Origin of the sequence: Acinetobacter sp. WCHA39 (assembly GCF_002165385.1) — a bacterium.
GTDB lineage: Bacteria > Pseudomonadota > Gammaproteobacteria > Pseudomonadales > Moraxellaceae > Acinetobacter.
In genome coordinates this window covers 32,274-54,797 of record NZ_NHRP01000004.1, presented here as the reverse complement: position 1 = coordinate 54,797, position 22,524 = coordinate 32,274, and the positions used below count along the sequence as shown (strand labels likewise).

Below are 22,524 nucleotides of genomic sequence, written 5' to 3'. Positions count from 1 at the left end.
AGGTGAAAAATAGCCTAAGTAAAATTATGTTTCTCGTAAAAAATTGCCAATTTCCTGACTAAATTTTCTAGGTTCAGTAATTAGTGGTGTATGCCCAGAACGCTCAAAGTAAACGGCTGTTGCATTGCTTAATGAGTTCGCAATCAGTGTTTGTCCTGTTTCAGGGTAAAGCGTAGATTCACGACCAATAAAGAAGGTTGTTGGACAATCAACATAACTGATTGCTTCACGATAATCTTCATCGTGATTTAAATAGTTCTCTACATACCAAAGCAAGTAATCTAGGCGTTGAATTGGGAGTAAATACTTTTGTAAGAATGGGCGATGTAATGCGAGTTTGAAAATTTTAGGGCTGTAACTGTTGCTGCTTTGAAACTCAATGAATCCAACCCATAAACTGACTAGCTTAAAACGTATTTCTTTGGGTAAATCTTCCAGTATTACAGCGTCTTTGTATTCCAATAATAAAGTTTGAATATCAAGGAGTAAGTTTTTAAATTGCAAATGTTTCTGACCAAATAACCCATACTGCCAAGTTTCATCGACCGAAATCTTTGGCGTTTGATCGATATGTAAATAGGCTTTGAGTTTTGACCCTAAATCAGCATGTTTCATACCATGCATGGCTGTGGTTGCACCCATGGAATAACCGATCAGGATAAATTGGTCTAATTTTAATTGTTTAATAAGTGCATCTATATCATTCCAATGACTCGAAATGGCATCGGTATTTGGTATAGCACAATCTTTTGAACCACCAAAACCACGCCAATCTGGAATAATAAATTCGTATTTTTTGCGACTTGCAAATAAAAAAGGAAGCCATTGCCAACTTTGCATACCTAGTCCTGAAAGTACGAGTACAGGTTCACCTTCACCCACACGACGTACAAATAATTTTTCTTGGTCAGGCATGATATAAAACGGCATTATTTTTCTCCAATTTCGTTTGTTTGTTCGAACTTTTGAAGCTGAGGAATCATTTGTTCTAACCATCTTATCCATTCGATTTCTTTAATGATACCGAGTTCTAGAATCATTTTATGAATAAATAAGACACGATTAGTAGGTTCATTATTTTTAAAGTCTTTGTCATGGATTGTTTGATAAAGACTAAGTTTTTCTTTATGAAGTTCTAGATGTCGTTCAAGTTCAGGCAAAATATTATTGCCGCCAAGCTGTGCTTCTGCTCTTAATCTAACCATGAGGTCATCACGAAGTTGAGCAGGCTCGCTTTGTTGTTGAATCCATGCAGCAAGTTCTATTCTGCCTAGTTGTTCAACTTGATAAGTTTTTTTACGGCTATTGGCAGCTTGTTCTTCTAATGTAGAAATCCATCCTTTTTTCAGCATTCCATTAAGTTCGCGGTAAATTTGCTGATGAGTCGCGTTCCAAAAGAAGCCCATTGAACGGTCAAAACGACGAGCTAAATCAAAACCTGTACTTGGTTTCTCTAATAAGCTCGTCAATAAAACATGGGCAAGTGACATGATGATCCGTAATAAAAAATGACTCATCAGAATTATGCAATATGTTGCATAAAAATCAAATCTTGTTTATAACTTTATGCAACAAGTTGCATTAGCAAGCAGATTGCTAGCCAAAGGAGAAAACATGTCAGCTTATCCACATTTATTACAACCACTTGACTTGGGTTTTACCACATTAAAGAACCGTGTGCTTATGGGCTCTATGCATATTGGTTTAGAGGAAGCGCCTCAAGGCTATGAACGTATGGCTGCATTTTATGCGGAACGTGCCAAAGGTGGTGTAAGTCTGATTGTAACTGGCGGTGTTTCTCCAAATGATGATGGTGTTGTATTTGCGCATGGTACAAAATTAGATTCAATAGAAGAAGCAGAAAAACATAAAGTGATTACCCAAGCTGTACATGAGGCTGGTGGAAAAATCGCAATGCAAATTTTGCATACAGGGCGCTATTCTTATCAAGCAAATATTGTTGCGCCATCAGCGATTCAAGCACCAATCAATCCGATTAAACCAAAAGCATTAAGTTCAGCAGAAGTTCAGCAAACGATTGATGATTTTGCAAACTGTGCCAAGCTTGCACAATATGCAGGTTATGATGGCGTTGAAATCATGGGCTCAGAAGGTTACTTGATCAATGAATTCATTGCTGCTCGTACCAATCACCGTGATGACGAATGGGGCGGTAGTTATGAAAATCGTATCCGCTTTCCTATTGAAATCGTTAAACGTACTCGTGACTTAGTTGGTGAAAACTTTATTATTATTTATCGTTTATCGATGCTTGATTTAGTCGAAGGTGGTTCAAGTTTAGAAGAAGTTGTACAACTTGCTAAAGAAATTGAAAAAGCAGGTGCAACCATTATCAATACAGGGATTGGTTGGCACGAAGCACGTATTCCAACGATTGCAACGAAAGTACCACGTGCTGCATTTACCTGGGTAACTGAAAAGCTAAAAGGCTCAGTTTCAATTCCGTTAATCACATCGAATCGTATCAACACACCTGAAATGGCTGAACATGTACTGGTTTCAGGTCATGCAGATATGATTTCGATGGCTCGCCCAATGTTGGCTGATCCAGATTTTGTATTGAAAGCGAGTGAAGGTCGTAGTGACGAAATCAATACCTGTATTGGTTGTAACCAAGCATGCTTAGATCATATTTTCTCGATGAAAATTGCTACATGCTTAGTCAATCCACGTGCATGTTATGAAACTGAGCTGATTTTTAAAGAAACAAATACAATAAAAAATATTGCAGTAATTGGCGCAGGTCCAGCGGGTCTAAGTTTTGCAACATATGCAGCGAGTCGTGGCCATAAAGTTAAAGTGTTTGATTCAAATAATCAGATTGGTGGTCAGTTTAATATTGCGAAAACCATTCCTGGTAAAGAAGAATTTTACGAAACTTTACGCTATTTCAAACGTCAGATTGAGTTACAGCCAAATATTGAGCTAGTACTTAATCATACAGTGACTTATGAAGAACTCAGCCAAGCGAATTATGATGAGATTGTTGTTGCAACAGGGGTAACACCGCGTCAATTACAATTTGAAGGTATTGATCATCCAAAAGTATTGAGCTACATCCAAGTATTAAAAGAGCGTGTTCCAGTCGGTAAGCGTGTTGCGATTATTGGTGCTGGTGGTATTGGTTTTGATACAGCGGAATATTTAACCCATGAAGGTGATAGCGGTAGTTTGAACCCTGAAAAATTCTATGCGGAGTGGGGTATTGATACGAGTTATGCCCATGTAGGTGGTTTAAAGCAACCTGAGCTAGAGAAATCTGAACGTGAGATTTACTTATTACAACGTAAAACAGCAGCTGTTGGTGCTGGATTAGGTAAAACGACTGGTTGGATTCACCGTACAGGCTTAAAACATCGCGATGTCAAAATGATTGCTGGTGCGAGTTATGACAAAGTGGATGATCAAGGTTTACATATTACTGTAGATGGTCAGACCACAGTTTTAGAGGTTGATAATGTTGTGATTTGTGCTGGTCAAGAATCATATACAGCAATGTTCGATCAACTTAAAGCAGATGGTAAGAATGTTCACTTGATTGGTGGTGCGAAGGAAGCGGGTGAATTAGATGCTAAACGTGCGATTCGTCAAGGTGCTGAGTTAGCAGCAGTTCTATAAATAAAAGATGAGACATTCTCTGTGTTAGGAGAATGTCTCAAACTTCATTAGCTTAGAATATAAGGAAATTACAATGACAATCGAAACAACTAAGCAAGCGTTAGAAAAATGGCATCAGATGATCAAAACAGGTGACCTTTCAAATTTAAATGAGTTATTAGCTGACGATGTGGTATTTCGTTCACCTGTTGCTTTTAAGCCTTATGAGGGAAAACGTGTAGTTTTCTTCATTTTAACGAATGTGATTCAGGTGTTTGAAAACTTTACTTATCACCGTGAGTTCTACACTGAAGATTGTGAAAATGTCGTGTTGGAGTTCAGTGCTAATGTAAGTGGAAAATCGCTTAAAGGTATTGATATGGTTCGTTTTAATGCACAGGGAAAAATCATTGATTTTGAAGTCATGATTCGCCCGATGAGTGGTTTGGCCGCATTGGCAGAAAAAATGGGTGCACGCTTCGCACAATATCAGCCAAACGCATCTCAGTAAAATAGCCTAAGCAATATTGAGATCATTAATATGTGGTTAAAACTTTCAACTTTTGCATTATTACCTGTAGTTGTAATACAAGGTTTGAAGGTTCGTAAAAACACACCACGACTTTTAGAAGCGAGTGGTGACCGTGATGGTCTTATTGGACAAGGACAGCCACTCTCTTTACTCATTTTAGGTGATTCGGCAGCAGCTGGGGTTGGTGTTGAGACCCAGCAAGATGCTTTATCTGGTGCGATTATTTCAGAATTAAAAAGAGAATATTTGTTGGACTGGAAATTGCATGCAAAAACTGGTGATACAACAAAACAAGTTTATCAAGCGATCCAACAATTAGAACCCAAAAAATATGATGTAGTCGTCACTTCAGTTGGTGTCAATGATGTGACTAAATTAATTTCTGCTAAAACTTGGATAAAACAACAAAAACAATTATTTACTCAAATACAAAATCATTTTCAGCCAAAATTGATTATTGTGTCTGGAGTCCCGCCAATGCAGCATTTTCCTGCATTACCCAATCCATTAGCATGGTTATTTGGACAATATGCAGAACAAATGAATCAAACATTAAAACAGTGGTTAGCCCCACAGCCACAATTTAGATTTATTGAATACGATATTAAAAATTTTCAGGCGATGAATTTATCTATGGCAAGTGATGGCTTTCATCCAAGTAAAGAAATCTATGCTATTTGGGGGCAACAGGTCGCGACATTGGTGCGACAAACATTTACTCGTGGTTAGATAGAGGTTTTTATTGAATATGGGTATATCTGCTTTAGATAAAATTAAAGTGTTAGGCTCTGAGCTGCTTGATTCTGTACTTGGTGCTGAGCAACCCAAAATGTACTATGACCCGAAAGGAAAAATAAAAGACGTTTTGGAAAAATTACCTCAGTTAAAGAAAAAGTATCGTCCAACACCTTGGCTTAGTAATACTCATGTACATCTTTTATATTTTGATATCATTAGAAAAAAAACAATTAAGCTTGAATATGATCGCATTGACCAACTCATCATGCAAGATGGTGGGGTTACTGCAGTTGCATGGTATAGCTATAATCTTCCGGCCGAAACGCCTACAATCGTAATTATGCATACGATTACAGGTACGCCAGAAAGTATGCGTGAACTTGTTAAAGACTTACATGCATATACGGGTTGGCGGATTGCACTTTGTTTACGCCGTGGACATGCAGGTTTACCTATGCCAGTACCTCGCATTTCTCTTTTTGGCTTGACTGACGATTTACGAGAGCAACTGAACCATATTCAAACTCTTTTTCCAAAATCAGATTTGTATGCAGTAGGTTCGTCAGCAGGAACAGGACTTTTAGTACGTTATCTTGGTGAGCAAGGCTTAGACACACCATTTAAAGCAGCTTTTGCAATGTGTCCTGGCTATAACACTGAAATTGGCTTTAAAAATGTACATCCTTTTTATAGCAAAATGATGACTAAAAAATTATTCAAATACTTTATTTACCCTTATGAAAATACATGGAATCAGGTTGCTTCGCTGAAAAAGGTATTAGCAACAACAAACTTAGAAGCCTTTGAGAAAGAATATTTCGAGATGGTAGGTTTTGACGATTATCAAAGTTACTGTAAAGCAATTAATCCAATTTATGTATTGGAGAATATTAAAATTCCATTGATGGTACTGAATGCAGAAGATGATCCTGTTTGTTCAATTAAAAACTTAGAACCTTATAAAGAAGTTATTCAGCAAATGGAAAATATTGCTGTAGTTACAACAAAAAAAGGAAGTCACTGTGGTTTTTACGAAAGTTTAGAAGTGAAATCGTGGGCATCACGACTGATGGCAGACTTTTTTAAACACTACTCCTAATTTCTAGGCTATAAAAAAAGCCACCAGTCGCTTTACAACGACTCATGGCTTTTTTGAGAGGTTAAATAAATTAATTATTTAATGCAGGTGTTGCTGCCGCAATCGCTGCAGCAACCGCATCGTCTTCAGTTTGTGCTGGAGCGGGTTTGACGGCTTTAGGTTGTTCAACTTTTGCTGGTTTCTGCTCAGTTTGCGCAGGTTTTGGTTGTTCAGCTTGTGCCGTTGTTGTCTCTTCTGCTGTTTGAGCTGGGCGAGTTTCACGACGAATTTCTGTAGTTGTATTTGGCGTTTCTTCTCGACTCATCTCAATCACTGGAGCTGGCGTTGCTGGTTTATCTACGCTTTCCAAAGGCTGAAATTCTTGGTTTTGTTGTGGTTGAGATGCTGCTTGAGTCGTTTGTGTTTCAGAAGTTTGTTCTGATGGTTCTTCATTTTTTGGCTCTTCTTTTTTGACACAAGCAGTAAGTAATAGACCAGTTGCAAGTGCAGCACAGATTAAAAGTTTTTTATTCGCCATTGTTAAAGCTACATATTGAATGAAAGATGCCAGTGATTATAGCAGTAAAATTAAATGAAAAAATCCCTAGGATTTATTGAGCTTGTTGATATTTTATAAATGCTTGCATCAGTGTATCTGTTGAAATTGTAATATGGTCAAAATCTTCAAATGAATTTATTTCTGATCTAAAATTGTTTTTAAACATTAAACGTAATTTATGGATGAAATATCCACAAACCCCATAAATTTTTATTGAAAATGCTGATAGAATAGTCAGTTGTTTATAGTTCTTTGAATTGATGCGGTTTGACTTTGCTTTATAGGGGCAGAGTACAGTAAAATTGCCCAACATTGTAGGCCGATTTCGGCTCGATTGTACGAGAAACTCAATGACCCATTTTATTTTTGTCACTGGTGGTGTGGTTTCATCACTAGGTAAAGGTATTTCTGCTGCTTCTGTTGCCGCACTTTTGGAAGCTCGTGGCTTGAAAGTCACTATGGTAAAAATGGATCCATACATTAATGTCGATCCAGGTACCATGAGCCCATTTCAGCACGGTGAAGTTTTCGTCACAGAGGATGGTGCTGAAACTGACTTAGATTTGGGATATTACGAACGTTTCTTACGTCGTGCGAAAATGACCAAACTGAATAACTTTACCAGTGGTCGTGTCTATCAGGACGTTTTGAATAAAGAACGTCGTGGTGATTACTTAGGTGGTACGGTTCAAGTTATTCCACATATTACAGATAATATTAAAGAACGTGTACTTCGCGCAGGTGAAGGCTACGACGTTGCAATCGTTGAGATTGGTGGTACTGTTGGTGATATCGAATCACTTCCTTTTATGGAATCAGTACGTCAGTTGATGGTAGAGCTTGGTCATAAACGTACCATGTTGATGCACTTGACATTATTACCATATATCAAATCTGCTGCTGAACTTAAAACCAAGCCAACTCAACATTCAGTTAAAGAACTTCTTTCGATCGGTATTCAGCCAGATATCTTAATCTGCCGTACTGAATATGATGTTGATGTTGATACTAAACGTAAAATTGCATTGTTCACCAATGTTGAAGCGCGTGCCGTTGTCGTCTGTAAAGATGCAAAAACAATTTATCAAATTCCACGTACATTCTACGAACAAAATGTTGACGATTTAATTTGTGAACGTTTTGGTTACAACGACCTTCCAGAAGCAAATCTTGAAGATTGGGATAATGTTGTAGAAGCATTATTGAACCCTGAATACACGGTTCGTGTTGCGATGGTCGGTAAATATGTTGAATTACCAGATGCTTATAAATCTGTAAATGAAGCACTTTTACATGCAGGTATTCAAAATCGCGTTAAAGTTCAGATTGACTACGTGAATGCGGAAGACCTTGAACAGCAAGATATGAGTATTTTGAGCACTGCTGATGCGATTTTAGTACCAGGTGGTTTCGGTGAGCGTGGTACTGAAGGCAAGATGAAAGCTATTCAATATGCACGTGAAAACAAGATTCCATTCCTAGGGATTTGTTTAGGTATGCAGTTGGCTGTGATTGAGTATGCACGCAATGTTGCAGGTATGCCTGAAGCGAGTTCAACTGAATTCAATCGCTCAACTAAGTATCCACTCATTGGTTTAATTACTGAATGGTTAGATGAACGTGGTGAATTACAACAACGCAGTCTTGAGTCGGATCTTGGCGGTACGATGCGTTTGGGTGCACAAAAGTCTGAACTAGTTGAAGGCACAAAAACACGTGCAGTCTATGGTAAAGCTGAAATTACAGAGCGTCACCGTCATCGCTATGAAATGAATGATCGTTTTATTCCAGCGCTTGAAGAAGCAGGAATGAAAATTTCAGGTTATTCATCAGTACAACATTTGGTTGAAACTGTAGAAATTCCTGAACATCCTTGGTTTATTGCTGTACAATTCCACCCAGAATTTACAAGCTCGCCACGTGATGGTCATCCATTATTTGCTAGCTTTATTGAAGCTGCAAAAAAACAGCATCAAAAGTAAGTACTAAGTTTTAAATAAACTGGGAAAGTTTGAATGTCACAATTAAAACCACAAGAAGTTGTACGTTTAGGCGATATACAAATGGCAAATCATTTGCCATTTGTATTATTTGGCGGAATGAACGTACTAGAGTCAAAAGATTTAGCATTTGAAATTGCTGAAACTTATGTCGATATTTGCAAACGCTTAGATATTCCTTATGTATTTAAGGCAAGCTTTGATAAAGCAAACCGTTCAAGTTTGAATTCTTTTCGCGGTCCTGGTTTAGAAAAAGGGATTGAATGGCTTGCGGACATTAAAAAACATTTTAATGTGCCAATTATTACGGACGTTCATGAACCTTACCAAGCAGCGCCTGTTGCTGAAGTTGCGGACATTATCCAACTCCCAGCTTTCTTAAGTCGCCAGACTGATCTTGTTGAAGCAATGGCAAAAACTCAAGCCATTATCAATATCAAAAAAGCACAATTCTTAGCACCACACGAAATGCGCCATATTTTGCATAAGTGTTTGGAAGCAGGAAATGACAAACTCATTCTTTGTGAACGTGGTTCAGCATTTGGTTATAACAACTTGGTTGTAGATATGCTTGGCTTTGACATCATGAAAGAAATGAATGTACCTGTATTTTTTGATGTCACCCACGCATTGCAAACGCCTGGTGGTCGTGCTGATTCTGCGGGTGGTCGCCGTGCTCAAATCACGACTTTAGCGCGTGCAGGTATGGCAACAGGTTTAGCGGGTCTGTTCTTGGAAGCACATCCAGAACCTGAAATCGCAAAATGTGATGGACCGTGTGCTTTGCGTTTATCTCAGCTTGAGCCATTCTTGGCGCAATTAAAAGAATTGGATACTTTAGTTAAAGGATTCAAAAAGTTAGATACCCATTGATGTAATTGTTTACATCTTATTTTCATTCAACAGAGGAATTGTTCATGAGCCAAATCGTTGACATCCGCGCACGTGAAATTTTGGACTCTCGTGGTAACCCAACCATCGAAGCAGACGTTATTTTAGAATCTGGGGTTGTGGGTCGTGCATGTGCACCATCTGGTGCTTCGACTGGTTCTCGTGAAGCTTTAGAACTTCGTGATGGTGACAAAGCACGCTATTTAGGTAAAGGTGTTAAAAATGCGGTTAATAACGTAAACACTTTAATCCGTGATGCTTTAGTGGGTAAATCAGTATTTGAACAAAAAGACATCGATAACACGATGATCGAGCTTGATGGTACTGAAAACAAAGAAAAACTAGGTGCTAACGCAACTCTAGCTGTTTCTTTGGCTGCTGCTCGCGCTGCTGCTACTGAAAAGAAAATTCCTCTTTTCCAATACATCGCAGACTTGCGTGGTCAAACAACTTTGAGCATGCCTGTACCAATGATGAACATCATTAATGGTGGTTCACATGCCGACAATAACGTTGATATTCAAGAGTTCATGATTGAGCCAGTTGGTTTCACTTCATTCTCTGAAGCATTACGTGCAGGTGCTGAAATCTTCCATTCTCTAAAATCAGTTTTAAACAAAAAAGGTTTAAACACTGCTGTAGGTGATGAAGGTGGTTTTGCTCCGAACTTGCGTTCAAATGAAGAAGCAATCACTGTTATTCTTGAAGCGATTGGTCAAACGGGTTACAAAGCGGGTTCTGACATTATGTTGGCACTTGACTGTGCATCTTCAGAATTTTACAAAAATGGTCAATATATTCTTGCAGGTGAAGGCAATAAAGCATTCACAAGCAACCAATTCTCTGATTATTTAGCTGGTCTTGTAAATCAATACCCAATCATCTCGATTGAAGATGGTCTTGATGAGTCTGATTGGGAAGGTTGGAGCTACTTAACATCAATCCTTGGTGACAAAATCCAATTGGTTGGCGACGATTTATTCGTAACTAATCCTAAGATTTTACAACGCGGCATTAATGAGAAAGTCGGTAACTCTATTCTGATCAAATATAACCAGATTGGTACATTGACTGAGACTTTAGATGCAATCTATCTTGCGAAAGCAAATGGTTATAGCACGGTAATCTCACACCGTTCAGGTGAAACTGAAGATTCAACGATTGCTGACTTGGCAGTAGGTACGGCAGCTGGTCAAATCAAGACGGGTTCACTTTGCCGTTCTGACCGCGTAGCGAAATATAACCAATTGCTTCGTATCGAAGAATTAACGAATGCAGCTTACCGCGGTAAAGCTGAATTCAAAGGTCTAAACTAAGGTCAATTTATCTATGTTGAATACTTCTGATCATCTTTCTTTACAAAAGACAGAAACTCTGCAAATTCATAATCATATAGAATTTACAGGTGATCTTCCTTGTAAGAAGGATGTAGGGAATTTTTCATGATAGAGATGTTTCGATCGACCTCGAGTAAATTGATTCTGTTACTTGTCATCTTTTTGGTGGCAAGTTTACAGTATCAATTTTGGCTAGGTGAGGGAGGGTATTTTCCTCATCAAGCCTTGACTCAACAGATTAAGCAACAAGCAGAAGTAAATACGGAGCTTAAAGAGCGCAATCGTATTTTAGCAGCCGAAGTTTTCGACTTAAAAAATGGAACGGAAGCGATTGAAGAACATGCACGCTTAGATTTAGGTTTAATCAAGCCAAATGAAACTTTTGTGCAAATGAGTACCATCAGTACCCATTACAAACCAATTTATATCGATCCAAATGCAAAAATAGATACAGCAACCAATGAAAACCCAGACTAAGCTGTGGGCTGTTGTTCCAGCCGCAGGTTCAGGCAGTCGTTTTTCAAAAACTGAATTAAAACAATATCAATATATTCAAAATCGTACTGTACTTGAGCATACAGTTAATCGATTAAATACATTGGATTTAGCGGGTTGTGTACTTGCAATTGGTGAGAATGATAATTTTGCTAGAACACTTTCTTTTGATCATAAAGAGAAATTACATTTTTGCTTAGGCGGTGCAGAGCGGGTTCATTCTGTATTAAACGCACTGATTTATTTATCTGATATTGCGGATGAAAATGATTGGGTATTGGTGCATGATGCAGCCCGTCCTTGTGTTACGCGTGCTAATTTAGAGCAATTGGTTAATTCTGCAATAAAACATAATCAAAGTGCAATTTTGGCTATTCCAGTACGTGATACTTTAAAACAAGTGCGTGTTGAACATCAGATTGAAAAAACTGTAAGTCGCGAGTTGTTGTGGCAAGCACAAACGCCACAGATCGCAAAATTAAAAATATTAAAAAATGCGCTTGAAACAGCATTGATAGATCACTTGACGATTACTGATGAATCAAGTGCATTAGAATACGCTGATTTTCCTGTACAAGTAGTACAAGGTCGTTCAGACAATATTAAAATTACTTATCCTGATGATTTGGAATTGGCTCGACTGATTCTGCAATCACAAAACTCTTATTAATTGATTTTGGCCTATAACTCAATGCATGGTTGAGCTGATAGCAAATCTTAAATAGCCTAAGTAAGCTTAATGCAATATCAATATTTTAACATCAATATAAATGACAACAATTTCACTGTTTGTTAAATTTGAACAACATACTTTATAACGGATCAACAAATGAAAAAATTATTAATCGCAAGTCTTTTTACTTTCACATTAGTCGGTTGTGCGTCTACACCACCACAAGCTCAGGATGCGGTGCAGGAAACCATTCGCTATTCATCTAGTCCATGTTTTGGTGCTTGTCCAATTTATTCGGTAGAAATCTCACCTTCTGGAACAGTGAATTTCAATGGTAAGCAATATACTAAAGTGACGGGTACTCAGACGTTAACAATAGATCCTTCGGTATATAAAAAATTACAACAGGAGTTGAAAACTTATCGTCCAGAAACAGGTGCAAACTTTAAAACAATTGGCTGTCAGCAAACGGCAACTGATCAACCGAGTGCATATTTTGTTTGGATTAGACCAGATGAAACAACAACGAAATTAAGTCACTATACTGGTTGTATTTCACCAGCAAATATAGAATTAAATAAACTGATTGATAAGCTTCCTAAATTGATTGGTATCGAAGATTTAGTACGCTAATGTCCATGAGAGTCTAAAATAGATAAATTTGTCTCAAGTATAAGAATGAACCATGCGGAGGAGTCTTAAATGACAGCTTTTATAATCATGAAAATGAGTATGTAAGAAGAAGATTATCCTCCTAATCTTGCTGTAGAAGCATTCCGCAATGCGTTCAAGCAAGCCAGTGTTCGACTGTGATATTGTGAAAAATCATCTTTTATTGGAATAATCACTGAGAGCTGAAATTGGTATCATTAAAAAATAAATCAACATGTCCTAAAACCCAAGAAAAACAGGCTATTGTATATTTTGATGCGGCAAATTAGCTCTAGAATTCGAATGGTCTGGGAAAAGCAAAATTAAAGATTATTTGTTACTCTGGCATATCGAGGCATATTTTAATGCAGATTTCAGATATAAATCTTCAAATGGTGAAAAAGCAGAATTACGCAAGTTAAATTATCTTGTAAATGATTTTCCTATTTGATTTGTTGGGAGGGTATTGGCTGAATTTGAATAGAAATTCTGTAACAATAAAGAGCTTTAATTATTATACTTAATAATATAATATAAAAATATATAATGTTTTTTTTGCGGATCAATTATGTCTAGCATTATTTCTGCTTTAATCGGTGGTGGAATTTTAGGGCTTGCAGTCGTTGGCTATTTATATGTGAATGGTCGTATTACAGGCATCAGTGGTCTGCTTGCACAAGTGTTACAACCCAAGCTATTGGTTCGAAGCTCAGCTATGTGGTTCTTATTGGGGCTACTGATCACACCATTTATTTATCAGATATTTATAACACCTGAGATTGTTATTAAATCATCTCCAATTGGATTGATTATTGCTGGTTTATTGGTTGGTTTTGGTACTCGTTTGGGTTCAGGCTGTACAAGTGGGCATGGGATCTGCGGGATCAGTCGCCTATCTATACGCTCCATGATTGCTACAGTTACATTCATGTTAGCTGGAATAATAACTGTATATGTTATTCGTCATATCTTTGGAGTTGCGCTATGAAGAATGCACTTGCTTTTTTATTTGGTAGCTTGTTTGCGCTAGGCTTGCTGGTTTCAGGAATGTCTAATCCTGAAAAAGTTTTAGGTTTTCTTGATATTTTTGGAAAATGGGATATCAGTTTGATGTTCGTGATGATAGGTGCAATCATTGTGGCGATTCTTCCATTTCAAAAAGCGATTCGAAATCCGAAAACGATTTTTGGTGAAGAAATATCATTACCAATCAGTACCCAAATTGATAAAAAATTAATAGTTGGGTCGAGTCTTTTTGGAGTTGGTTGGGGCATTGCCGGAATCTGTCCCGCACCTGCAATTACATTGATTGGACTAGGTTATTCACAAGCCTGGTATTTTATTGCTGCAATGCTGGTGGGAATGTTTATCCATCGCTTTTGGGCTGAACGATAGGAGACAAACTTATGCAACCTCAAGTCAAGGCATTCTTTGATCAGGATACCAATACATTCAGCTATGTGGTTACTGACCCAGGTACAAAGGTTTGTGCAATCATTGACAGTGTATTGAATTATGATGCGGCATCGGCTTCAACATCAACTCAGGGTGCAGATGAAATTATTCAATACATTGAAGAAAACCAGCTCAAGGTGGAGTGGATTTTAGAAACTCATGTCCATGCGGATCATCTAACTGCCTCACAATATTTAAAAAGCAGGGTAGGTGGCAAAATTGCCATGAGTGAAAAGATTGCAATTGTGCAGGAAATTTTTAGTGCAATCTATCATATTGATCTTAAATATTTTAATACCCATCAAACCTTTGATTACCTATTTAAGGATCATGAACATTTTAAGATTGGTGAGATGGATGCCTACAATATTCCAACTCCAGGCCATACGCCAGCCTGTCTGAGTTATGTGATTGGTGATGCTGTTTTTGTCGGTGATACATTGTTTATGCCTGATTATGGGACAGCGCGTTGTGACTTTCCAAAAGGTAGTGCGGAAATTTTATATGACTCTGTGCAGCAGCTTTATAAGTTACCTGAACAGACTCGCGTTTTTCTTTGCCATGACTATAAGCCTGATGGAAGAACTGAGTTTGTGTATGAAACCAGTATTCAAGCACAAAAGCAGGGCAATATTCATTTAAATGCCACAACCACCAAGCAGGATTTTGTGCGGATGCGTCAGGTGCGTGATGCAAAATTAACAATGCCAAAACTAATTCTACCGTCTATTCAAATCAATATGGATGCAGGACGTTTTCCTGAACCAGAATCGAATGGAATACGTTATCTTAAATTACCGCTAAATTATTTCAAATCCTAGACTTATCTTAGGAAATCTTGTTTTTGGTAATAAGAATTCTTTTCGCTTAACTATATAAATAGCCTAAGTCAATTTTAAAAATTTAGGGAATAAAACCATCTCATAAATTTAAATTAATTATTAGACATCAATACCTTGTTTATTAACAATAAAGAAATAAAAACAGCGCATTAATAGATGCGCTGTTTTTCAAATTCAATTTGAAAATTAACTAGTCAAAACTTCTTTATTCCAGCCATAACAATTGCTAAAGCAATTGGCAAGAACAGTGTGATCAATCCAGAATCCATAACCGTTTATTCCTTTGATATGTTTTTGTCAAAATTTTTAGAAAGCGTTCTACTGTAACAATTCATCCCAGAAAAAGTTATCATAATTTTCTCTAATAAAAATATCCCTACTTAAACAATAACTTAAAAACAGGATTTAATGTTTAGACAATGGTAAAGTGTGGGTAAGTGGTTCGTGGGGAAATCGTGACAACTCAAGCAATTTGACAAGAATTTAATTTCTTATTTTGAAGTGGGGCGAATTTGATACAGATATGATAATCAACACTAAGAATAGAAAGGTGATGTTTATCGTGGTAATTTGCATCCTGAGCTGCTTAAATTATTAGTGAACAGGTATTTTTTAGCGGCACGATGATAGAAATAGAAACACATCCACTTACTCCATTTTTGCCTGGCAATGCAAAACTGCTGATGCTGGGGAGTTTTCCACCACCTCAGAATCGGTGGAAGATGCACTTCTACTATCCAAACTATCAAAACGATATGTGGAGAATATTTGGTCTGATTTTTTTCAGTGATAAAAACCACTTTTTAGATTTACCTAATAAAAATTTTAAGGAAAGTCAAATCCGTGAGTTTTTGTCTCAAGCTGGAATTGGGATATTTGATACGGCCTATCAAATTAAACGCTTGCAGGGCAATGCCTCAGACAAGTTCCTGGAAATTGTGACTCCAACCGATTTGTCAGCTTTGCTTGAGCAAATTCCGATGTGCCATACCATTATGACAACGGGAGACAAGGCCACAGATACGCTGATGCAGTATTTTCCAGATCAGCCAGTCAAGCCCATGATCGGTCAATCGGTACAGGTGAATTATGACAATCGTGAGCTAAACTTATATCGCTTGCCTTCATCATCACGGGCCTATCCATTGGCGCTAGAAAAAAAAGCCGATGTTTACAAACAGTTCTTTCAACAAATTGGTTTGGTTTAATTATAAAAGGAGGGGAAATGAATGAACGATGTCGCCAGTCCAATCGACTTACGCAATTATGAGGATGCTGTGGAATGGCAAGACACGGCGAATGTGAAACGCCCGTGGAGAAAGGATTTCTTTGATTATTATGCCAATTTGATTAGAACTCATGCTTCTGATCAAGATCATATTCTGGAGTTGGGAGCAGGGCCAGGATTTTTAGCGCAACATTTATTGTCGCAATTACCCAATATTCAATATACCGCTTTCGATTTTTCTGAGGCTATGCATCAGCTTGCTCAACAGAAGTTAACCTCCTCTGAACGGGCAAGAGTCAATTATTTCATTGGAAACTTTAAAGAGCCTGAGTGGCAAAATGCTGTAAATCAAAAATATGACTTTATTATCATTCATCAGGCATTGCATGAGCTTCGACATAAAAATATGCTGCCGATTTTCATAAAAAAGTAACAACCTTATTAGAACCTCAAGGTTGTTACTTGGTTTGTGATCATCTATGTGCACCTCTTGCCATGCAAAATGACCAGCTTTATATGAACAAACAGGAGCATATCGACGCTTTAAAAGTAGCAGCTTTTGAAAATATCAAGATGCCTTTAGAAATTGAGGGGCTGTGCCTGTTTGAAATGCGTTTAGATTAGATTTTCCATCATTCTTGGATATTTGATCCATCTAAAATCATTGATCTTGAATACAGGCTTTGGAATTTTGGTTAAGATTTTCACCCAATCTTTCTGTAAATGTATCAAAGGAATAAGCGGTTTGATTAAATATGAATTTGAGCAACTTTTGATAAACAAAAATGCTATTTGCTAAATCATGGAGCATTTGCATTAAAACAAAGCCTTTTAAGCACCAAGATGAAAATTAGAAAAAATAGTATATCTATAAAATAATATAAACATCTGATTTATATGTTTAAAATAAATTGGCATGGATTCTGCATTTTAAAATTCAAACTTGTATACAAGATGGGATTCATAAAATGCATGAAATAAAAACTTTAGGCTGGACAATTTCAGAGTGGCAAACCGCATATTTGAAAAATGAGATTCAGCTTGATACTTTAAAAGATTTGGTTGCAGCAATTGTTCCTCAAGACAATGCATGGATTTCAATTGCGACGTTAGAACAGATTGAACAGCAAATTCAGTCGTTAAACGAAATGGCCAAAGATGCAGAGAAACTACACAAGCAATTTCCGCTCTACGGTATTCCATTTGCAGTCAAAGACAATATTGATGTTGCAGGGTTTGTAACTTCCGCAGCTTGTAAAGCTTTAACTACTGTTGCAGCAGAAGATGCTGAAACAGTACGTTTGTTAAAGCAAGCGGGAGCGATTGTCATTGGTAAAACTAATCTTGATCAGTTTGCGACAGGCTTGGTGGGAACGCGTTCATCTTTTGGTGCTGTTGTAAATACATTTAACTCTAAATATGTCAGTGGTGGCTCAAGTTCTGGTTCAGCAAGTGTGGTTGCTCGTGGATTTGTCCCATTTGCATTAGGCACAGATACCGCAGGTTCTGGACGTGTACCAGCGGCATTTAACAATATTGTTGGGCTAAAACCAACCAAAGGGCGGTTTTCAAATCGTGGTTTATTGCCTGCATGTAAAAGTCTAGATTGTATTTCGATCTTTGCTTTAACCGTTGCAGATGCAGACTTGGTTGCAAATGTTTTAGAATCTTATGATCCATTGGATAGTTATTCACGTAAGCATCCAAAGAATGTTCCAGTGCATTTCTCCAGCAAATTAAAATTTGCCATTCCAGAAAAACTAAATTTCTTTGGGGATGAGCAATCAGAAAAAGCATTTCAGCAAACAATTCAATTGCTTGAATCATTAAATGCTGAAATTACTAGAATTGATTTTGCAGATTTTGAGCAACTGGCGGTGCAACTATATCAAGGTTCATGGGTGGCAGAGCGTACCGCAGCCGTTGAATATTTACTGAAAACCAATCCTGATGCATTTGATCCAACGGTATTAGAAATTATTAAAAACGGCGAAAAATATTCAGCGGTGGATGTCTACAATGCAGAATATTTAAAACAAGATTTAGCTCGAAAAATCCAACAAAGACTGGCTGACTTTGATGCCTTAATTGTTCCAACCGCATCTACAATTTATACCATTGAGCAGCTTGAAAAAAATCCGATTGAATATAACGCTCATTTAGGAACCTACACTAACTTTACCAACTTGGCAGATTTGAGTGCTTTAGCTTTACCAGCAGGATTTAGGGCTGACCATTTACCATTTGGGATCACTCTAATTGCACCAGCTTGGCATGATGCAGCATTAGTTCATTTTGGCAAAGCTTGGCAAACCTATCTTGCACTGAAATTAGGGGCATTGGATAAAGCTCTACCTTTAAGTTCTGCTACACCTATTTCGCAACATCATATTCGTGTTGCAGTCGTTGGTGCTCATCTAACAGGTATGCCGCTGAATTTTCAGCTCACCACACGTGATGCCGTACATATCGAAACCACTAAAACCTCAAAACATTATGCGCTGTATGCCTTAAACGGCACGATTCCGCCTAAACCAGGCTTAGCACGTCAAGAAGATGGTCAAAGCATTATCGTTGAACTTTGGGATGTTCCAACTGCTCGATTTGGTGAATTTGTTGCAGAAATTCCAACACCTTTAGGGATGGGCAATGTCGAATTAGAAGATGGGCGCTGGGTGAAAGGTTTTATCTGTGAGCCTTATGGCATAGATGATGCAGAGAATATTAGTCATTTTGGTGGATGGAGAGCTTATATCCAGCATCGTAACAGCCAAGCAGCAAATACAGCGAATTAATTGGGGGAAATCATCATGTTTAAAACTGTACTTATTGCAAACCGCGGTGAAATTGCTGTTCGAGCGATTCGCACACTTAAAAAATTAGGTGTAACCAGTGTTGCTGTGTATTCGGATAGTGATCGTTATGCTCAACATGTCGAAGATGCTGATATTGCGATTGGATTAGATGGTTTAAAACCAGCCGATACTTATTTGAGTATCGAAAAATTGATTCAGGCAGCAAAACAAACTGGCGCTGAAGCAATCTTTCCAGGGTATGGCTTTCTCTCTGAAAGTGCCGATTTTGCTCGTGCTTGCGAAGAAAATAATATTGCTTTCATGGGACCAACGGCAGAGCAAATTCTAGAATTTGGTTTAAAACATCGTGCCCGTGAATTAGCGGCTGCGGCAAATGTACCAATGACTCCGGGAACTGGATTGTTGGATAGCTTAGAAGAGGCACTGACTGCCGCAGATCGTATTGGCTATCCAATTATGCTGAAAAGTACCGCAGGTGGTGGTGGGATTGGCTTGACTCGTTGTGATACACCACAAGCCTTGACCGATGCTTATGAAAGTGTCAAACGCTTGGGAGAACAATTCTTTAAAGACGCTGGCGTATTTATTGAATGCTTTATTGATAAAGCTCGTCATGTTGAAGTGCAAATTTTTGGTGATGGAAAGGGGCAAGTCGTTGCCTTTGGTGAGCGGGATTGTTCTTTGCAACGTCGTAACCAAAAAGTGGTAGAGGAAACGCCTGCGGCAAATTTACCTGAAGCGACACGTAAAAAACTACATCAAGCAGCGATAGAACTCGGGAAATCCGTTAATTATCGTAGTGCAGGAACGGTTGAGTTTATCTACGATGCCAATCGAGATGAGTTTTATTTTCTTGAAGTGAATACACGTTTACAAGTTGAGCATCCAGTCACTGAGATGGTTACGGGTCTAGACTTAATTGAATGCATGCTCAAAGTTGCTGCTGGTGATGAACTTGATTGGGCATATCTCAGCAATATTCAGCCGAAAGGTGCAGCGATTGAGGTTCGTGTTTATGCCGAAGATCCTATAAAAAATTTCCAACCAAGTCCCGGTGTGTTGACTGAAGTCGCCTTTCCAGAGGGAACACGTGTTGATACTTGGGTTAAAACAGGCACAGAGATTTCTCAATACTTCGACCCAATGATTGCCAAGATTATTGTGCATGCTGATGATCGTGCTAGTGCCATTGAAAAATTAAAAACCGTTCTGGCGGAAACACGCTTGAATGGTATTAGCACCAATCTGGATTATGCCCGTGCGATTATTTCCGATCAGCGTTTTGATGATATGCAAATCTGGACAAAAATGTTGGATGATTTCAACTACACGCCAAACGTAATTGAAGTGATTCAAGCAGGAACGTTGAGTTCAATTCAAGATTATCCGGGTCGTACGGGCTATTGGGATATAGGTGTACCGCCATCAGGTCCAATGGATGATTATGCTTTCCAGTTGTCGAATCGTATTGTCGGCAATGATGCCAAAGCCGCAGGTTTTGAGTTTACCCTTGTTGGGCCAACACTTAAATTCCATGCAGATGCAACCATTGCTTTGGGAGGTGCAAGCTGTACTGCTTTGTTAGATGATCAGGAAATTGATTTTTGGAAGCCTGTAGAAGTTAAAGCAGGACAAATTCTAAAAATCGGTCAAGTAGAATCAGGTTGCCGTACATATTTAGCGGTTCGAAATGGTTTGGATGTCCCTGTATATTTAGGCAGTCGTTCTACCTTTGCGCTTGGTAATTTTGGTGGTCATGCAGGTCGTACCTTGCGTGTCGGCGATATGATTAAAATGGTTGATCCAGCATTTGCGAGCACAGAGTTGCCACTTGCTCACGATGAACCTCAAGCATTGTCGGCTGAATTGATTCCTGAATATAGTAATGAATGGGAAATTGCGGTGTTATATGGTCCGCACGGCGCACCAGATTTCTTTAAACCTGAATATGTAGAAGAGTTTTTTGCATCAGAGTGGACAGTTCACTTTAACTCAAATCGTCTAGGTGTTCGTTTATCAGGACCAACACCAAGCTGGGCACGAGAAAATGGTGGTGAAGCAGGTTTACATCCATCCAATGTGCATGACTGTGAATATGCGATTGGCGCAATTAACTTCACAGGCGATTTCCCTGTGATTCTGGCAAAAGATGGTCCAAGTTTAGGTGGTTTCGTTTGTCCTGTGACGATTGCCAAAGCAGAACTTTGGAAAGTTGGACAACTTAAAGCCGATGATAAAATTCGTTTTTATCCGATTAGCGTTGAACAAGCCAATGAACTTGAACGTCAGCAAATTGAAAATATCCAAAACTTTGCGGAAGCAAGCAAAGTTGTAGAAACGATTGAGCCAATTCAAGAGGTTGTCAGTACGATTTTGGCACAACGTGAACCAACGGAATTGTCGCCAAAAACAGTGTATCGCCAAGCAGGTGATAGTTATATTCTCTTAGAATACGGCGAAAATGTTTTAGATTTAGCTTTGCGTTTACGAGTGCATCAACTGATTCAAATGATTCGTGATGCAAAAATTGCAGGCGTATTAGAACTTTCACCGGGTGTTCGTTCACTACAGATTAAATACGACGGCTTAGTCATTCCACAATCACAATTGATTGCCCAATTACTTCAACTCGAAGAAGAGATGGGTGATTTGAGCCAATTAAAAATCCCATCTCGTATCGTACATTTGCCGATGGCATTTGAAGACAGTGCGACTTTAGGAGCTGTAGAACGCTATCAAGAAAGTGTTTGCTCTAAAGCACCGTGGTTACCAAATAATGTTGATTTTATCCAACGCATTAATGGTTTGGCAGATCGGAATGAAGTTAAAGATATTATTTTTGATGCAAACTATTTAATTCTTGGCTTGGGTGATGTGTATTTAACTGCACCATGTGCTGTACCAATAGATCCACGTCATCGTTTACTCAGTTCTAAATATAATCCAGCACGTACCTTTACCGCAGAAGGAACGGTTGGGATTGGTGGTATGTACATGTGTATCTACGGTATGGATTCACCGGGCGGCTATCAATTGATTGGGCGTACTCTGCCAATTTGGAATAAGTTTAAGAAAAACAAACAATTTGGTGATAAACAATGGTTCTTACAATTCTTCGATCAAATTAAATATTTTGAGGTTACAGAAGAAGAACTCAATCGATGGCGTGCTGACTTTGAAAATGGTCGTGCTGAGATCAAGATTGAAGAAACAGAATTCGATTATGCGGATTATGTAAAATTCTTAGAGAATGAAGCTGAAAGTATTGCCGAGTTTAAAGCTAAGCAACAACAAGCATTTACGACTGAGGTGGATCGCTGGAAAGAGGAGTTTGCAGCTCAACCTGAAGAACAGATTCAAGAAAATAACCATGCTGATTATAGTCATTTAGCATCATTAAATGCATCGATGACAGGTAATATCTGGAAAATTTTTGTTGAGCATGGTCAAGAGGTTAAAAAAGGTGAAACTGTTGCTATTATTGAAGCAATGAAAATGGAACTTCCGGTTTATGCAGAAGAAGATGGCATTGTAAAAGCTATTATTTGTAGAGCAGGGCAAACCGTACATAGTGGTGAACCACTCGTTTATATGGAATAAGGCAAGGTTGC

The 22,524-nt window shown here is 38.2% G+C and carries 19 protein-coding genes and 1 pseudogene; 17 read left to right on the top strand and 3 right to left on the bottom strand.

The genetic code is table 11. The features are described 5' to 3' along the window. Positions 1-24: 24 nt before the first annotated feature. Together CDG56_RS03040 and CDG56_RS03035 are read right to left on the bottom strand one after the other, a co-directional pair. On the bottom strand, positions 25-930 hold the full coding sequence (locus CDG56_RS03040) for an alpha/beta fold hydrolase (RefSeq protein WP_087546903.1): 906 nt from the start codon (positions 928-930) through the stop codon (positions 25-27). Continuing rightward, on the bottom strand, positions 930-1,490 hold the full coding sequence (locus CDG56_RS03035) for a PadR family transcriptional regulator (protein WP_087535801.1): 561 nt from the start codon (positions 1,488-1,490) through the stop codon (positions 930-932). The genes CDG56_RS03040 and CDG56_RS03035 overlap by 1 nt, the downstream gene beginning before the upstream one ends. Before the next feature lie 124 nt (positions 1,491-1,614). Here CDG56_RS03035 and CDG56_RS03030 point away from each other — a divergent pair, with 124 nt between their 5' ends. The 4 genes from CDG56_RS03030 (at position 1,615) to CDG56_RS03015 (ending at position 5,987) form a co-directional block, all read left to right on the top strand. After that, entirely contained in the window at positions 1,615-3,639 is a 2,025-nt protein-coding gene (locus CDG56_RS03030; RefSeq protein WP_205666490.1) for an NADPH-dependent 2,4-dienoyl-CoA reductase, read from the top strand. A gap of 73 nt (positions 3,640-3,712) precedes the next feature. Further along, the gene (locus CDG56_RS03025; protein WP_087546901.1) at positions 3,713-4,129 is read left to right on the top strand and encodes a nuclear transport factor 2 family protein; all 417 of its coding nucleotides are present in this window, start codon (positions 3,713-3,715) and stop codon (positions 4,127-4,129) included. Between the two features lie 30 nt (positions 4,130-4,159). Next, positions 4,160-4,879, top strand: coding sequence for an SGNH/GDSL hydrolase family protein (locus CDG56_RS03020; protein WP_087546900.1), 720 nt, complete (start codon positions 4,160-4,162; stop codon positions 4,877-4,879). A gap of 19 nt (positions 4,880-4,898) precedes the next feature. Next, positions 4,899-5,987, top strand: a complete 1,089-nt coding sequence (locus CDG56_RS03015; protein WP_087546899.1) for a YheT family hydrolase — start codon at positions 4,899-4,901, stop codon at positions 5,985-5,987. 70 nt (positions 5,988-6,057) lie between these two features. Here CDG56_RS03015 and CDG56_RS03010 read toward each other — a convergent pair whose 3' ends face one another. Further along, entirely contained in the window at positions 6,058-6,504 is a 447-nt protein-coding gene (locus tag CDG56_RS03010; protein ID WP_005160086.1) for a hypothetical protein, read from the bottom strand. Positions 6,505-6,875: 371 nt separating this feature from the next. Between CDG56_RS03010 and CDG56_RS03000 the strand changes: the two genes are divergently transcribed. The 13 genes and pseudogenes from CDG56_RS03000 to uca all read left to right on the top strand — a co-directional run bounded on the left by CDG56_RS03000 (position 6,876) and on the right by uca (position 22,513). Continuing rightward, positions 6,876-8,507, top strand: a complete 1,632-nt coding sequence (locus tag CDG56_RS03000) for a CTP synthase (RefSeq protein ID WP_087535797.1) — start codon at positions 6,876-6,878, stop codon at positions 8,505-8,507. A 33-nt stretch (positions 8,508-8,540) separates the two neighbouring features. Continuing rightward, positions 8,541-9,398, top strand: a complete 858-nt coding sequence (gene kdsA, locus CDG56_RS02995; RefSeq protein WP_087535796.1) for a 3-deoxy-8-phosphooctulonate synthase — start codon at positions 8,541-8,543, stop codon at positions 9,396-9,398. A 44-nt stretch (positions 9,399-9,442) separates the two neighbouring features. Beyond that, the gene (gene eno, locus CDG56_RS02990; RefSeq protein ID WP_005160092.1) at positions 9,443-10,732 is read left to right on the top strand and encodes a phosphopyruvate hydratase; all 1,290 of its coding nucleotides are present in this window, start codon (positions 9,443-9,445) and stop codon (positions 10,730-10,732) included. Positions 10,733-10,858: 126 nt separating this feature from the next. Further along, positions 10,859-11,230, top strand: a complete 372-nt coding sequence (ftsB, locus tag CDG56_RS02985) for a cell division protein FtsB (RefSeq protein WP_087535795.1) — start codon at positions 10,859-10,861, stop codon at positions 11,228-11,230. Further along, positions 11,214-11,918: a 2-C-methyl-D-erythritol 4-phosphate cytidylyltransferase gene (ispD, locus tag CDG56_RS02980; RefSeq protein ID WP_087546897.1), complete on the top strand. Its 705-nt coding sequence runs from the start codon at positions 11,214-11,216 to the stop codon at positions 11,916-11,918. Before ftsB ends, ispD begins: the two co-directional genes overlap by 17 nt. A gap of 159 nt (positions 11,919-12,077) precedes the next feature. After that, positions 12,078-12,554, top strand: a complete 477-nt coding sequence (locus CDG56_RS02975) for a DUF6438 domain-containing protein (RefSeq protein ID WP_087546896.1) — start codon at positions 12,078-12,080, stop codon at positions 12,552-12,554. A gap of 586 nt (positions 12,555-13,140) precedes the next feature. Beyond that, entirely contained in the window at positions 13,141-13,560 is a 420-nt protein-coding gene (locus CDG56_RS02970; RefSeq protein WP_087546895.1) for a YeeE/YedE family protein, read from the top strand. Then, positions 13,557-13,967 carry a DUF6691 family protein gene (locus CDG56_RS02965; protein ID WP_087546894.1) on the top strand — a complete coding sequence of 137 codons (411 nt, stop codon included), beginning with the start codon at positions 13,557-13,559 and terminating at the stop codon, positions 13,965-13,967. Before CDG56_RS02970 ends, CDG56_RS02965 begins: the two co-directional genes overlap by 4 nt. Positions 13,968-13,978: 11 nt before the next feature. Further along, on the top strand, positions 13,979-14,848 hold the full coding sequence (locus CDG56_RS02960) for an MBL fold metallo-hydrolase (RefSeq protein WP_087546893.1): 870 nt from the start codon (positions 13,979-13,981) through the stop codon (positions 14,846-14,848). A gap of 644 nt (positions 14,849-15,492) precedes the next feature. Continuing rightward, positions 15,493-16,077, top strand: coding sequence for a uracil-DNA glycosylase family protein (locus tag CDG56_RS02955; RefSeq protein ID WP_087546892.1), 585 nt, complete (start codon positions 15,493-15,495; stop codon positions 16,075-16,077). Positions 16,078-16,098: 21 nt separating this feature from the next. Beyond that, positions 16,099-16,721, top strand: a pseudogene (locus CDG56_RS02950) (class I SAM-dependent methyltransferase). A gap of 344 nt (positions 16,722-17,065) precedes the next feature. Then, positions 17,066-18,892, top strand: a complete 1,827-nt coding sequence (atzF, locus tag CDG56_RS02945; RefSeq protein ID WP_087546891.1) for an allophanate hydrolase — start codon at positions 17,066-17,068, stop codon at positions 18,890-18,892. A gap of 15 nt (positions 18,893-18,907) precedes the next feature. After that, a complete protein-coding gene (uca, locus tag CDG56_RS02940) occupies positions 18,908-22,513 on the top strand; it encodes an urea carboxylase (protein ID WP_087546890.1) in 3,606 nt (1,201 codons plus the stop codon). The last annotated feature ends 11 nt before the right edge of the window (positions 22,514-22,524 follow it).